This is a genomic window from Streptomyces sp. NPDC087844, from assembly GCF_044742785.1.
In the GTDB taxonomy this organism is placed as follows: Bacteria; Actinomycetota; Actinomycetes; order Streptomycetales; family Streptomycetaceae; genus Streptomyces.
The window spans coordinates 20,689-33,884 of record NZ_JBIUVD010000014.1; the positions used below are offsets into that span (position 1 = coordinate 20,689).

Annotated in this window: 10 protein-coding genes and 1 pseudogene; 3 read left to right on the forward strand and 8 right to left on the reverse strand. The window is 69.5% G+C overall.

From position 1 onward, the window contains the following. Nucleotides 1–16 precede the first annotated feature (16 nt). The 4 genes from ACIOKD_RS25410 to ACIOKD_RS25425 all read right to left on the reverse strand — a co-directional run bounded on the left by ACIOKD_RS25410 (nt 17) and on the right by ACIOKD_RS25425 (nt 4,823). A complete protein-coding gene (locus tag ACIOKD_RS25410) occupies nt 17–979 on the reverse strand; it encodes an ABC transporter permease (protein WP_402088202.1) in 963 nt (320 codons plus the stop codon). Beyond that, the gene (locus ACIOKD_RS25415) at nt 976–2,553 is read right to left on the reverse strand and encodes a sugar ABC transporter ATP-binding protein (RefSeq protein ID WP_402088204.1); all 1,578 of its coding nucleotides are present in this window, start codon (nt 2,551–2,553) and stop codon (nt 976–978) included. Before ACIOKD_RS25415 ends, ACIOKD_RS25410 begins: the two co-directional genes overlap by 4 nt. A 1-nt stretch (nt 2,554) precedes the next feature. Next, complete coding sequence (locus ACIOKD_RS25420; protein ID WP_402088206.1) at nt 2,555–3,646, reverse strand: ABC transporter substrate-binding protein; 1,092 nt, start codon at nt 3,644–3,646, stop codon at nt 2,555–2,557. Between the two features lie 163 nt (nt 3,647–3,809). Beyond that, nucleotides 3,810–4,823, reverse strand: a complete 1,014-nt coding sequence (locus tag ACIOKD_RS25425; RefSeq protein WP_402088209.1) for a LacI family DNA-binding transcriptional regulator — start codon at nt 4,821–4,823, stop codon at nt 3,810–3,812. Nucleotides 4,824–5,115: 292 nt separating this feature from the next. Between ACIOKD_RS25425 and ACIOKD_RS25430 the strand changes: the two genes are divergently transcribed. Continuing rightward, entirely contained in the window at nt 5,116–7,719 is a 2,604-nt protein-coding gene (locus tag ACIOKD_RS25430) for a PA14 domain-containing protein (RefSeq protein ID WP_402088211.1), read from the forward strand. Nucleotides 7,720–7,845: 126 nt separating this feature from the next. Here ACIOKD_RS25430 and ACIOKD_RS25435 read toward each other — a convergent pair whose 3' ends face one another. Both ACIOKD_RS25435 and ACIOKD_RS25440 read right to left on the reverse strand, forming a co-directional pair. Next, complete coding sequence (locus tag ACIOKD_RS25435; RefSeq protein ID WP_402088742.1) at nt 7,846–8,220, reverse strand: toxin Doc; 375 nt, start codon at nt 8,218–8,220, stop codon at nt 7,846–7,848. After that, complete coding sequence (locus ACIOKD_RS25440; protein ID WP_189767570.1) at nt 8,217–8,456, reverse strand: hypothetical protein; 240 nt, start codon at nt 8,454–8,456, stop codon at nt 8,217–8,219. The genes ACIOKD_RS25435 and ACIOKD_RS25440 overlap by 4 nt, the downstream gene beginning before the upstream one ends. Nucleotides 8,457–8,931: 475 nt before the next feature. Between ACIOKD_RS25440 and ACIOKD_RS25445 the strand changes: the two are divergent. After that, nucleotides 8,932–9,966, forward strand: a pseudogene (locus tag ACIOKD_RS25445) (ABC transporter); the annotation flags it as partial. A gap of 202 nt (nt 9,967–10,168) precedes the next feature. Next, nucleotides 10,169–10,765, forward strand: coding sequence for a hypothetical protein (locus ACIOKD_RS25450; protein ID WP_402088214.1), 597 nt, complete (start codon nt 10,169–10,171; stop codon nt 10,763–10,765). Nucleotides 10,766–10,821: 56 nt separating this feature from the next. Here ACIOKD_RS25450 and mraY read toward each other — a convergent pair whose 3' ends face one another. Next, nucleotides 10,822–11,889: a phospho-N-acetylmuramoyl-pentapeptide-transferase gene (gene mraY / locus ACIOKD_RS25455; RefSeq protein ID WP_402088217.1), complete on the reverse strand. Its 1,068-nt coding sequence runs from the start codon at nt 11,887–11,889 to the stop codon at nt 10,822–10,824. A 143-nt stretch (nt 11,890–12,032) separates the two neighbouring features. After that, nucleotides 12,033–13,070: a saccharopine dehydrogenase family protein gene (locus ACIOKD_RS25460; RefSeq protein ID WP_402088219.1), complete on the reverse strand. Its 1,038-nt coding sequence runs from the start codon at nt 13,068–13,070 to the stop codon at nt 12,033–12,035. Between the last annotated feature and the right edge of the window lie 126 nt (nt 13,071–13,196).

Here is a 13,196-nt window from a genome sequence, read left to right on the forward strand (position 1 = left end):
TCCGTGGTCTCGGTGGTCATCGCTTCCCCCGTTCACGGGCCGCGTAGACGGCGGCGATGATCACCACGGCCTGGGCCATCTGCGTCCACGACGGTTGCAGGTCGTGCTTGATGAGCGTGGTGGTCAGCAACTGGATCAGGACGGCCCCGGCGACCGTGCCGCCGATGCGTACACGGCCCCCGGACAGGGGAGTGCCGCCGACGACCACCGCCGTGATCGCCGACAGTTCCATGAGGTTGCCCAGCGAGGTGGGATCGCTGGCCGTCAGCCGGGCGGTGGCGAGGACGCCCGCCACCGCGGCCAGCGCGCCGGAGCACGCGTACACCACGATGAGGACCCGGCGCACGGGCAACCCCGCGAGGCGTGCCGCGGGCCTGCTGTCGCCGACGGCCAGCAACTGGCGCCCGAAGGTGGTGCGCCGCACCACGAAGGCCACCAGCAACGCCAGGGCCGCCGCGACGAGGACGAGATACGGTACGCCCAGCACGTCACCGGAGCCGAGCGACGCCATTCCCGGGTCCCGTACGTCCTCCAGCTGCGGGAGCAGCACCAGGGCTGTTCCGCGGCCGGCGACCATGAGGGCCAGGGTGGCGACGATCGGCTGGACGCCCAGGAAGGCGATCAGCGAACCGTTCGCCAGGCCGATCACGATGCCGCCCGCCACCGCCATGAGCATGGCGATCCACAGGCCGTAGCCGAGGTACAGGGACAGCAGCGAGGTGGACAGGGCCATCACGGAGCCCACCGACAGGTCCACACCCTCGGTGCCGATCGCCAGCGCCATGCCGAGCGCGACGATGAGCACCGGCGCGACCTGGACGGCCTGGGTGCGGAAGTTCTCCGCCGAGACGAAGTGCGAGGTGAAGACGGAGTTGAAGACGAGCAGAGCCACGACGCCCGCGTAGACGCCGTACTCCTGGAGCAGGCGCAGCAGCCGCTCGCGGTCCACCTGACCGCGGGTGAGCGTCAGGTCGGTCATGGGGCGCTCCCAGCGGATTCCGCGGACTTCGGGACGTCGGGCGATTTCGAAGGCTCTGCGGGCTCCGAGAGCCCTGCGGGTTCAGCGGCGATGGCGCGCATCAGCGCGTCCTCGGTGACGGCGTCGCCGGTCAGCTCGTCGACCACCACACCGTCCTTGAGGACGATGATCCGGTCGCTGCCCTCGATCAGTTCCTCGGTGTCGGAGGAGATCAGCAGCACGGCGAGTCCCTCCTCGGCGAGTTCGTCGATGAGGGACTGGACCTCGGCCTTGGCGCCCACGTCGATGCCCCGGGTGGGCTCGTCCAGGAGCAGTACCTTCGGGTGCATGGCGAGCCAGCGGGCCAGCAGCACCTTCTGCTGGTTGCCGCCGGAGAGCTCGCCGACCTTCTGGTGCGGCCCCGCGGACTTGATGCGCAGCCGCTTGACGAACATGTCGACGACCTTGTCGACGCGGGCGTTGTCCACCAGGCCGAACCGTGAGAGCCCCGGAAGGGCGGCCAGCGCGATGTTCTCCCGTACCGAGAGTCCGGGCGAGATGCCCTCGGCCTTGCGGTCTTCCGGCAGCAGGCTGATGCCGGCGCGGATCGCGGCCGGTGTGGAGCCGGTGCGCACGGGCGCGCCGCCGACCGACACCCGGCCGGAGTCGGTCGGCAGCGCTCCCGCGATCGCCCTCGCGGTCTCACTGCGGCCCGAGCCGAGGAGCCCGCCCAGACCCACCACCTCACCCGGACGGATGGTGAGCGACACGCCCTTCAGCCGGTGACGGACCGTCAGCCCATCGGCTCGAAGCACCGGTTCGGCCGATGCCTGGTGCGAGCCGGTGAACTTGGTCAGTCCCTCAGTGCGGACCTCGCCGATCTCCCGGCCCAGCATCAGCGAGACCAGCCGCAGACGGTCGAGGTCGGCGAGCCGCCCGGTGTGCACCACCCGGCCGTCACGCAGCACGGTGACGGCGTCGCAGATCTCGTACAGCTCGTCCATGCGGTGGCTCACATAGACCACGGCGATGCCGCGTTCGCGGAGCATGGCGATCACGTCGAACAGGGTGCGCACCTCGCGCGGTTCGAGCGAGGAGGTGGGCTCGTCCATGATCACGACACGTGCGTCGATGGCGACGGCTCGCGCGAGGGCCACCATCTGCTGCGCGCCTACGCCCAGTTCACGCAGCGGCCGGCTCACGTCGACCCGGATGCCGAGGCCCCGCAGTGCCTCGTCCGCCTCCCGGTGCATCCGCCGGAAGTCGATGAGACCGAGCCGGCCGCGCGGTTCACGGCCGAGGAGGAGGTTGCGCGCCACGCTCATCAGCGGGACGAGGTTGACCTCCTGGTAGATGGTGGAGATGCCCGCCTGCTGGGCCTGCAGGGGTGTGGTGAAGTGGACCGGCGAGCCGTTGTGGACGACCTCGCCGGAGTCCGGCCGGTAGACACCGGTGAGTACTTTGATCAGGGTCGACTTGCCCGCGCCGTTCTCGCCGACGAGGGCGTGCACCTCCCCGGCGCGGGCGGTGAAGTCCACGTCGGACAACGCCTTCACGCCGGGGAAGAGCTTGGACACGCCGGTGACGGAGAGCATCTCAGTAGGCCTTGGCGATGTCCGACTCGGCGTTGGCCTCGGTGTACTCGGTGTCCTTGATGACGATGTCCTGCGAGACCTCGTCGCCCTTGGTGAAGCTGTCGAGGGTCTGGAAGGCGAGCGGACCGAAGCGCGGGTTGGACTCGACGACACCGCTGATCCAGCCGTCCACGATGCCCTGGACGGCGTTGCGCGTGCCGTCGATGGTCACGATCTTCACATCGCCGGCCTTCTTGCCCGCGCCCTTGAGGGCGTTGACGGCGCCGAGGCCCATCTCGTCGTTCTCGGCGTAGATGCCCTTGATGCCGGGCTTGGACTGGATGAGGTTCTCGGTGACCGACTGGCCCTTCTCGCGGGCGAACTCGCCGGTCTGCTGGAACACCACCTTGAGGCCGGGGGCCTCCGCCTCGATCCGGTCCACGAAGCCCTTGGTCCGTTCCGTGGTGACGTTGTTGCCCGCCGCGCCGAGCAGGATGGCGATCTCGCCCTTGCCGCCGGTCGCCTCGATCATCTGGTCGGCGGCCCGCTTGCCCTGCTCCACGAAGTCGGAGCCGATGAAGCTCACATAGTCCTTGCAGGCCTCGGCGTTGATCTTGCGGTCGACCGTGACGATCGGGATGTGCTTGGCCGCCGCCGTCTTCAGTACCGGCTCCCAGCCGTCCGAGTTGAGCGGGGCGACGACCAGCACGTCCGCGCCCTTGGCGATGAGGTCCTGGACGTCGCTGATCTGCTTGGAGAACTGCGACTGGGCGTTGGCGGTGAGGAGCTTGACGCCGCGCTTCTTCGCCTCGGCCCTGATCGAGGCGGTCTCGGCGATCCGGAAGGGGTTGGCCTCCTTCTCGGACTGCGAGAAACCGACCGTGGCGTTCTTGAGGTCGAGCTTCTCGCCCCCGAACGTGTCGATGGTGCAGGAGGGCCCGGAACCGGCGCTCGGCGAGGCGACCTCCTGACCCGCGTCGGCCTGCTGCTCGGTGGCCTTGTCGTCGGAGGAGTCCTCGGACTTGGTGCATCCGGTGAGTGCCAGGCTCGTGAGGATGCCGGTGGCGAGGAGGGCGCGAGCGGTGGTGCGACGAGAAGATGCGGTCGACTTCATGGAGATCCCCAAACGGCGCGGCCCCGGAGCTGAGAGCGCTCCCGGGAGTTCGGCACTTGACGGTCGATAGGCGTGCACGGCGTTCAGGGGAGGTTTTTACATCGTTGGAGAGACCGTGTAAACCCCTCTGTCCGAAATCTCGACCGGTTCGTTCGACCCGCCGTCAGCGCCGCCCGAGGGTGCTCTCCCGCTCCACCAGCCGGAACTCCGCCGTGAGTTCACGTCCGCCGGGGTCCTGGCGGCCCGAAAGACTGCGCAGCAGCGAGGCCACCGCGAGGCGGGCGATCGCCTGTTTGTCCGGCGCGATGGTGGTCAGCGAAACGGCTCCGAAACGGCTCTCGGCGATGTCGTCGAAGCCGACCACGGCGATGTCCCACGGCACCCTGAGTCCGCGCTCGTGCAGCACCCGCATGGCGCCGATCGCGATGAGGTCGTTGAAGGCGAAGACCGCGTCGGGCCGATGGCCCGCGTCCAGCAGCTCCGCCATGGCCCGGGCGCCGTCGTCCCGGTCCCAGCCGCCGACGGGCACGATCAGGTCCTCGTCGGGGGTCAGGCCCGCCGCCGCCAGCTCCGCACGCCAGCCGTCGAGCCGCAGATGGGCGGGACGGTTCGCGGAGTCCGTGCGGACTCCGAGATAGGCGATCCGGGTCCGGCCGCGGTCGAGCAGGTGGCGCACCGCGGCCCGTGCGGCGGCGACGTTGTCGATCGCGATGTGGTCGAAGGGCAGACCGTACTCGCGCTCGCCGAGCAGGACCAGGGGCACGTCGTCGGCCCGGCCCTGCAGGTCCTCGGGCTCGATCTCCAGCGGACTGAGGATCAGCCCGTCGATCACCCGGGCCCGGAACCCCTGGCTGACCAGCAGTTCCTGCTGGCGCTCGCCCCGTGTGTGGTCGAGCAGGACTGTGAACTCGTGCTCGGCGGCGGCGTCGATCACCGCTCCCGCGAGCTCGGCGAAATAGGGGTTGCCCAGCTCGGGAACGGCCAGCGCGATGATGCCGGTGCGGCCTTTGCGCAAATGCCGCGCGGTGAGGTTCGGCCGGTAGCCGAGCTCGTCGATCGCCTCCTGGACCTTGGCGCGCATCGTCGGGGTGATGTGCGGATAGTTGTTCACGACGTTGGAAACGGTCTTGATCGAGACGCCGGCCCGTTCGGCCACGTCCTTCAGGCTGACCCGCAAGGGATCTCCTCGGCATCGACGGGAACTCCGCGACCGGAGCTGTGTCATGAACCTGGACAGCGGGTGGGAGCCCGTGCTCTCATGCCAACTGCCTCTGCTTCCAACGTTGTACAGACTGAAGCTCCGAGCCGCCACCCTTCCTCACCCTAGGGGGCTTCTGATGGGTCTTCGCGGGTGAAGGAGCGGGGTTCGCCGCGGAGATCCGGAGCCTGTGTCATGTCCCCGGCCGTGCGCGCGAGGTCCGGCCGTGGATGTGACACCGGCTCTCATCAGAAGCTCCTTAGGAGGATGCGTGCGCATCAGACCACTCAGAGACCGACTCGCTCTGCTCGTCGCGGCATTACTCGGGGCCGCGGGACTTGCCGCCGCACCTGTCGCGACAGCTGTGGAGCCTCCTGTCGAGGTCCACGGGCTCAAGGGGGAGTACTACACCCAGTCCGCCCCCGGCGCCTTCGATTTCCACGAGCTCAAGGCCACCGGGATGGACGCGCGGCTCGACTTCGACAGTCTGGAGTCCCGGCTGCGTTCCGCGACCGGGAGGTCGGACGACGTCAGCGTGCGCTGGACCGGCCGGATCGTGCCCGAGAAGACCGGCCCCACCACCTTTTCGATCATCGGGGACAACGGCTTCCGCCTCTGGGTGGACGGGAGACTCGCCATCGACCACTGGGTCGACGACTGGGACCGCGAACAGAGTGCGGAACCGGTGGAGCTGACCGCCGGCACAGCGTATGACATCAAGGTCGAGTACTTCGAGCACTACGGAGGCTCCAACCTCCACCTGCGCTGGACTCCGCCCGGCGGCACCAAGACCGCGATCCCGCAGTCGGCGTTCCTGCTGCCCGCGGGCTACGACTACGACGGGGCCATCGCCACCACCGTCCTCAAGGACGGCCGCACGCTGCGGCTCGACTTCGCCCAGGAACTCAAGGCGCCCCCGGCCGGTCTCGTCGATCACCTGGACGCGGTCATCGGCGGGGCCACCTGGCCGCTCGGGCGCATCACACTCGACCCGGGCGACTCCAGGTCCCTGCTGATCGCGCTCAAGGAACCCGTTGTCGGCAACAGGACCGGCACCGCGCGCGGCAGCGCCGATGTGCGCTACGACGGGGCAGGGGGCCTCTCCGCCCAGGACGGCAACGTTGTCAAGTCCTTCTGGAGCAGTGGCACCAACAGCTCGACCCACCAGTTGAGCACCAAGTGGGGCAAGGACGTCACCCCGGCCAACGCCCACCGCGAGTACCCGAGGCCCCAGCTCACCCGCGACACCTGGAAGAACCTCAACGGCAGCTGGCAGTTCGCCGCGGCACAGGCGGGGGAGCGGCCCCCGGTGGGCAGGAAGCTCGCCGAGAAGATCCTCGTCCCGTATCCCGTCGAGTCCCAGCTGTCGGGCATCGAGCGGCACGAGGACCGGATGTGGTACCGGCGCACCTTCACCGTCCCGAAGGACTGGAAGATCGGCTCGAAGCAGCGTCTGCGGCTCAACTTCGGCGCGGTCGACTGGCGTTCCGAGGTCTACGTCAACGGCACGAAGGTCGCCGACCACCAGGGCGGCTACGACAAGTTCAGCGCCGATGTCACCGACGCCCTCAAGCCGGGCCGCACCCAGGAGCTGATCGTCGGCGTCTACGACCCGACGGACGCCGCGAACGGCGAGAACCCGCCGATCGGCAAGCAGCGCCTCGACCCGAGCGGCATCTGGTACACGCCGTCCTCCGGCATCTGGCAGACCGTGTGGATGGAGCCCGTCGCCGCCGACCACGTCGACTCGCTCGCCCTCACCCCGGACGTGGACGCCGGCACGCTGACGGTCGCGCCGAAGGGCGTACGCGACGGGGTGCCGGTCACCGCGACCGCGTACGAGGGCAAGCGCAAGGTGGCCACGGTCTCCGGCCGCACGGGCAGCCCGCTCACCCTGAGGATCCGCGACGCACGCCTGTGGTCGCCGGACGACCCGTTCCTGTACGACCTGAAGGTCCGCGTCGGCAAGGACCGGGTCGACAGCTACTTCGGTATGCGGTCCATCGCGGTGGAGAACGTCGAGGGAACCCCTCGTACCGTCCTCAACGGCGAGCCCGTCTTCATGATGGCCACCCTCGACCAGGGTTTCTGGCCGGACGGACTGCACACCGCCCCGAGTGACAAGGCGCTCGCGTACGACCTCAGGATGCACAAGGCGATGGGCTTCAACTCGGTCCGCAAGCACATCAAGGTCGAACCCGACCGGTGGTTCTACTGGGCGGACAAGCTCGGCCTGATGGTGTGGCAGGACATGCCGGCCATGACGGCGGGCGTGAACCCGTCCGCCGCCGCCCGAGCCACGTACGAGCGCGAGATGAAGCAGATGATCGACGAGCACATCAGCAGCCCGTCGATCGTCATGTGGGTCACCTTCAACGAAGGGTGGGGCCAGTACGACGTGGGCCGCATCGCCGAACAGGCCAAGGCCTGGGACCCGACGCGTCTGGTCAACAACCAGTCGGGCCTCAACCTCGGCGCCGACGGCGGTACGGGCGACATCATGGACGAGCACGGCTATCCGAGCCCCGCGCTGCCACCGCGTCCGGACGGCAAGCGGGCACTGGTCATGGGTGAGTACGGCGGCCTCGGACTCGCCGTGCCCGGACATGCCTGGTCGGTGCAGCAGTCCTATGTCGACGTCGACCCGGCCACGTACACCGACGACTACCTCACCAAGCTCGCCGAGGTGCACGCGTTGGCCTGCGAGGGCGGCAACGGTGCGGTGTACACCCAGATCGCGGACGTCGAGGGCGAGCTCAACGGGCTGATCACGTACGACCGTGCGGTCGTCAAGCCCGATGTGCGGCGGGTGAAGGCGGCCCACGAGGCGTTGATCGACGACGTGTCGCGGGCGGTTCCGGTGGGCTGCGTCTGACGTCTGGCGCCGGCGTCTGACGTCTGACGCGGCCGACGCCAGGGCCGCCCGGTGAGATGCCTCCCCGCTGCTCACCGGGCGGCCCCCGCCTGCTGCCAGGCCTACGTCGACCGTTCCGCCCCGGCGTCAGATGCGCCAGGTACGGATCCGGTCGGCGGCCTGGTAGACCGTGGCCTTGCGGGCCTGGATGTCGCGCACCAGCTCCACAAGCGCCCCGTAGGGCGGATCGATGCCCTCGGCGGAGGTGTGCATGTAGGCGACGGCGACCTGACAGGCGTACAGGGAGTTCCGGTACGGCAGGGGCTCCAGCCGGACGATCGTGTGCAGGAGCGCCGCCGCCCGCCAGGACGCGTCCGGCGTGGCGATGCCGGGGCGGGGGATACGGGTCTTGTGGCGGGCGACCGCGGCCACCAGAGCCGAGTAGTCCCCGACCGTCACGTCCTCCGGGACCGCCTGCTCCTGGATGTCGAGCAGCCAGGCGATGTCGACATGGAGCATCAGGCGGCTTCGGCTCCCTGGTGACGGCCGGCCGGTGGGATCTCGTCCGGGAACGCCTCGTCGAACTCGGCGCGCCGCAGCTCGCCCCAGGAGACGGCGTAGCGCACGAACTGCTGGCGCTGGCGTTCGCGGAGTGAGAGGTCGTGGACGTACTGCTTGAGGGAGGTGCCTGCGGCTGCGGCGGCGGCTCGCAGTTCCTGCATCTCCTCGTCGCTGTAGGTGATGTTCAAGGACGGCATGCCCGGATGGTACCTAGTAGGTACCGGGGTGGGCAAGCGAGGCCCTGCAGGGGTATGGGTTTCGTCCGCGGGCTCGGTCGGGGCTGGGCGCGCAGCCCCGCGCGCCCCTGGAGGAACGGGGCCGCGCCCCGGTTCCTCCCTCCCCGGGTGCCGAAGCGGGGCAGGAGCGGCAGGGTGGATGTGTGGGGGCGGACCCGCCGGGTGAGGAGGGGTGGTGGAGCGTGACGCGTCCGACCCGTTCGTGCGTGTCAGAGGTGCCGCCGAGCACAATCTCAAGAACGTCGACGTGGATGTTCCCCGCGACGCGATGGTCGCCTTCACCGGGATCTCGGGCTCGGGCAAGTCCTCGCTGGCCTTCGCCCACGCTCTGTGCCGAGGCTCAGCGGCGGTACTTCGAGTCCGTCGCGCCGTATGCCCGGCGGCTGCTCCAGCAGGTCGGCGCCCCACACGTCCAGGAGATCTCCGGGCTCCGCGGGGCCGGCCGCGCCTGAGCGGGGTCTTTCGGCACAACCTGCGGGACGTCTCGGTCGACGTACCGCTTCAGGTGCTGACAGCGGTGACCGGGGTGTCCGGGTCCGGGTCCGGGAAGTCCACACTGGTGACCCAGGTGCTCGCCGAGGTCGTAGGCCGCCACCTGGGCCAGGGCCCGGACGGAACCGAAAGCGACGGGGAGGGCGCGGAGCTGGAGGTCGACCTGCGGGGAGCGTCGGGACTCGACTCCTTCGACCGGCTGCTACGGGTCGACCAGCGGCCCGTCGACCGGACACCCCGCTCCAACCTGGCCACGTACACAGGCATGTTCGACACGGTCCGCAAGCTGTACGCGGCGACCGGCGAAGCACGCGAGCGCGGGTACTCGGCGGGGCGGTTCTCCTTCAACGTCGCGGAGGGCCGCTGCGAGACCTGCCAGGGTGAGGGGTTCGTCGAGGTCGAGCTGCTGTTCCGGCCCGGAACGTACGCCCCGTGCCCGGCCTGCCACGGCGCGCGTTACGACCCCGGGACGCTCGAAGTCACCTACCGGGGCAAGAACATCGCGGACGTGCTGGCCATGCCCGTGGACGAGGCCGCCGGGTTCCTCGCCGACCTCCCGGCCGCCCGACGGAGCCTGGAGACGCTGCGGGAAGTGGGGCTGGGGTACCTGAGGTCGGGGCAGCCCGCGACGGAGCTCAGTGGAGGTGAGGCCCAGCGCATCAAACCGTCCACGGAGTTGCAACGGGCCCGTCGCGGCCACGCGCTCTACCTCCTCGACGAGCCGACGGCCGGACTCCACCCCGCCGATATCGCCCTGCTGCTGCGCCAGTTGCACCGGCTGGTCGACGCGGGCAACACGGTCGTCCTGGTCGAACACGACCTGGACACGATCGCCACCGCCGACTGGATCATCGACCTGGGCCCCGGCGGCGGGGACGCCGGCGGCGGTGTGGTCGCCGAGGGCCCGCCGGCGAAGGTGGCGAAAGCACGCCACAGTGCGACGGCGCCGTACCTGGCACGCCGACTGGCGGGGGCCTGAGCCGCCGTCCACGGACGGCTGATGCCGGAACCGGACAGCGCTCGCGCATCATGAGAACTATTTGGCCACAGAGGGTCCACAAGTCTCGCTCGCGACGTCATGATGCATGCCTCGGCAGCACCACACAGGGGGACACATGAGCCACGAGTCGACACCGCCACTCATGCCGGGTCTCCCGCCTCCGCCGCTGCCTCCGCCACCCGTGAGGAAGAACCACTCGAACGCGGTCGTCATCGGCTCCGCGGCTGCCGTCGTCGTCGCTGTCGTCGCCACGGGCCTCGCGGTGAGCGGCAGCCGTGACGGCGCGGCCCAGCCGGGCCCGACCGTCACGGTCACCGAAGTCGCGCCGGCGGACGACGCCCCCGCCGTGTCCGAAGGCGACACCGAACCGGTCGCCGAGGAGTCGGGCGACGGCGTCCACAGCCTCACCGAGGCGGTCGTCTACGAGACCGACGTGGAGGTCAGCCTGTCGAGGTTCTCGCGGGGCATGTCCAGTGACTACGCGTCCCCGCAGAACACGCCGTACGCCAAGTTCACCATCAAGATCGTGAACGAGTCCGACGCCAGCGTCAACGCCGACGAACTCAGCGTCAACTGCGCCTACGGTGACGAGGGCAAGGAAGGAGACGCCATCTTCGACGAAGGCCTCGACGGGCTCCCCGAGACCCGCATACTCGCCGGGCGCTCCCTCTCCGTCGTCTGGGCCTGCGAACTCCCCAAGAAGCAGAAGTACTTACAGGTGGAAGTCGCACCCGACTACGAATCGGAGACGGCCGTCTTCACCGGCGATGTGAAGTAGGCGATGTGAAGTGGGCAGGCGGCGCGACTCATGTGACGCCGGAGTGACGCCGGCCCTCAGCCCGCCACCCAGCCCGCGTAGAACACACCGATCCCGACGATGACGCAGATCCCCTGGATGGTCCAGAAGCGGACCACGACCAGGACCTCGGACCAGCCCTTGAGTTCGAAGTGGTGCTGCAGTGGGGCCATCTTGAAGACCCGCTTGCCGGTCATCTTGAACGAGCCGACCTGGATGACCACGGACAGGGTGATCAGGACGAAGAGGCCGCCCAGCAGGGCGAGCAGCAGCTGGGTGCGGGAGCAGATGGCCAGACCCGCCAGCGCACCGCCGAGGGCGAGCGAACCGGTGTCACCCATGAAGATCTTGGCGGGTGAGGTGTTCCACCAGAGGAACCCGATGCAGGCACCCATCAACGCCGAGGCGACGACGGCCAGGTCGAGCGGATCGCGTACCTCGATGCAGGAGCCGGGGTCGGTCAGGTTCATCGCGTTGGCGCACGAGTTCTGGAACTGCCACAGGCCGATGAAGGTGTAACCGGCGAGGACCATCGCCGAGGCGCCGGTGGCGAGTCCGTCCAGACCGTCGGTCAGGTTCACCCCGTTGGACATGGCCAGGATCATGAACAGGGCCCATACGACGAACAGCACCGGCCCGATGGTCCACCCGAAGTCGGTCACGAACGAGAGCTTCAGCGAGGCGGGAGTCAGTCCGCGGTCGTCGGCGAACCGGATCGCCAGGACGGCGAACAGGATGCCGACGATCAGCTGGCCCGCCATCTTGGCACCGGCCCGCAGCCCCAGCGAACGCCGCTTCACGATCTTGATGTAGTCGTCGAGGAAACCGACGACGCCCATGCCTGCCATCAGGAACAGCACCAGAACACCGGGAAAGGTCGGCGGCTCACCGGTGATGACCTTGGTCAGGGCGTACGCGGCGAGGGTGGCCAGGATGAACGCGATGCCGCCCATGGTGGGTGTGCCGCGCTTGCCGTGGTGGCCGCGGGGTCCGTCGTCACGGATGTACTGGCCGTAGCCCTTGCGGGCCAGCAGCTTGATCAGCAGTGGTGTGCCGCCGAGTGTCAGGAACAGGCCTATGGCCCCGGCAAACAGGATCTGGTTCATCGGACGGCGGTTTTCCCCTCGACTGCGTTCTCGTGCGTGACCGCCGCACCGGTGCGGGCGGCTGTCGCAGCCCACACCCTATGCATAGCGGCAATCGCGGTAAGCCGGTGGGTAGTTGCCGCCCCACGCCCCGCCGCCGGAGGCTACTTCGTCGTCGAGTACGTGATGTGCGGGGCGAGTGCGTCGAGGAAGTCGGGCGCGTCGAAGACCTCCCCGGCGAAGGTGACGCCCGTCCTGCCGGTCCGTCCGTCGAGGACGCGGTGGACGGCCTCCACGGCGAGGGGCGCGGTGACGGCGTAGATGTCCTGCCCCGAGGCCGTGGCACGGCGCTCGGCAGCGCCGGACCGTACGACGACATCGACGAGGAAGGTCTGCGCGGACCGCCCGCTCCCGTCGACGGCGGTGGGCGCCGGAGTGTCCGGGGCCGCCAGGTCACCGGCCGCCTCGGTGGTCATGTAGGTGCGCACCTCGGGGATGGACAGGTGGCTGGGGACGGTGACGACATCGGCCATCGTGAACTCCCCGATGACGCTCCGCGTGCCCATCGGGGCGGGAAACCGCCAGTCGAGGGTGGGCAGGTCGTCCCGGTGGTACTCCAGCCGCCCCTTCCGGAAGCGGACGCGCTGTCCCTCACGCCGGGCCTGGACGGCCGCGCCCGCGATGCGCGTCCCGGCGGTGGGGTGCCAGCCGCTCAGGCCGTAGGCGATGTGCGCCTCGTCGGCCGCGGTCCAGTCACCCATGGCCGCGGTGACCAGCAGATCGCCGAGTCCGCCGTAGAAGGCCATCGCGGGCACGACCACTGTTCCGGCGGCGCGGGCACGGTCCGCGAAGTGCGCGAGCGTGTCGGCGTTCGCCTCGATCTCGGCCGCCACATCGACGTACGGGATCCCGGCGCGCAGGGCCGCCTCGATCACGGGGGCGGCCGTGGTGGTGAAGGGGCCGGCGCAGTTGACGACCGCTGCCGCACCGGCCAGGGCGCGGTCGAGCGCGGCCGGATCGTCGACCGACGCGGGCCGGACGTCGAGTCCGGGACAGGATGCCGCCAGCGCCCTCAGCTTGCCCGCGTCGCGGCCGGAGAGCACCGGGACGAACCCGCGCTTCAGCAGCTCCGCCACCACGAACCGCCCGGTGTGCCCGTACGCGCCGAACACCGTCACCGTGTGACCCGGACTCGGTCTCATGACTACTCCCCGTGCTCAAAAGTCGACAGGGATCCGCTGCACAGATCCCCCGCGGACCTGTTCGGCATCCGCTGCGATCATCCTGTCGAGTGGCGGCACCTGACCGTGAGTGTCCGGAACGACATG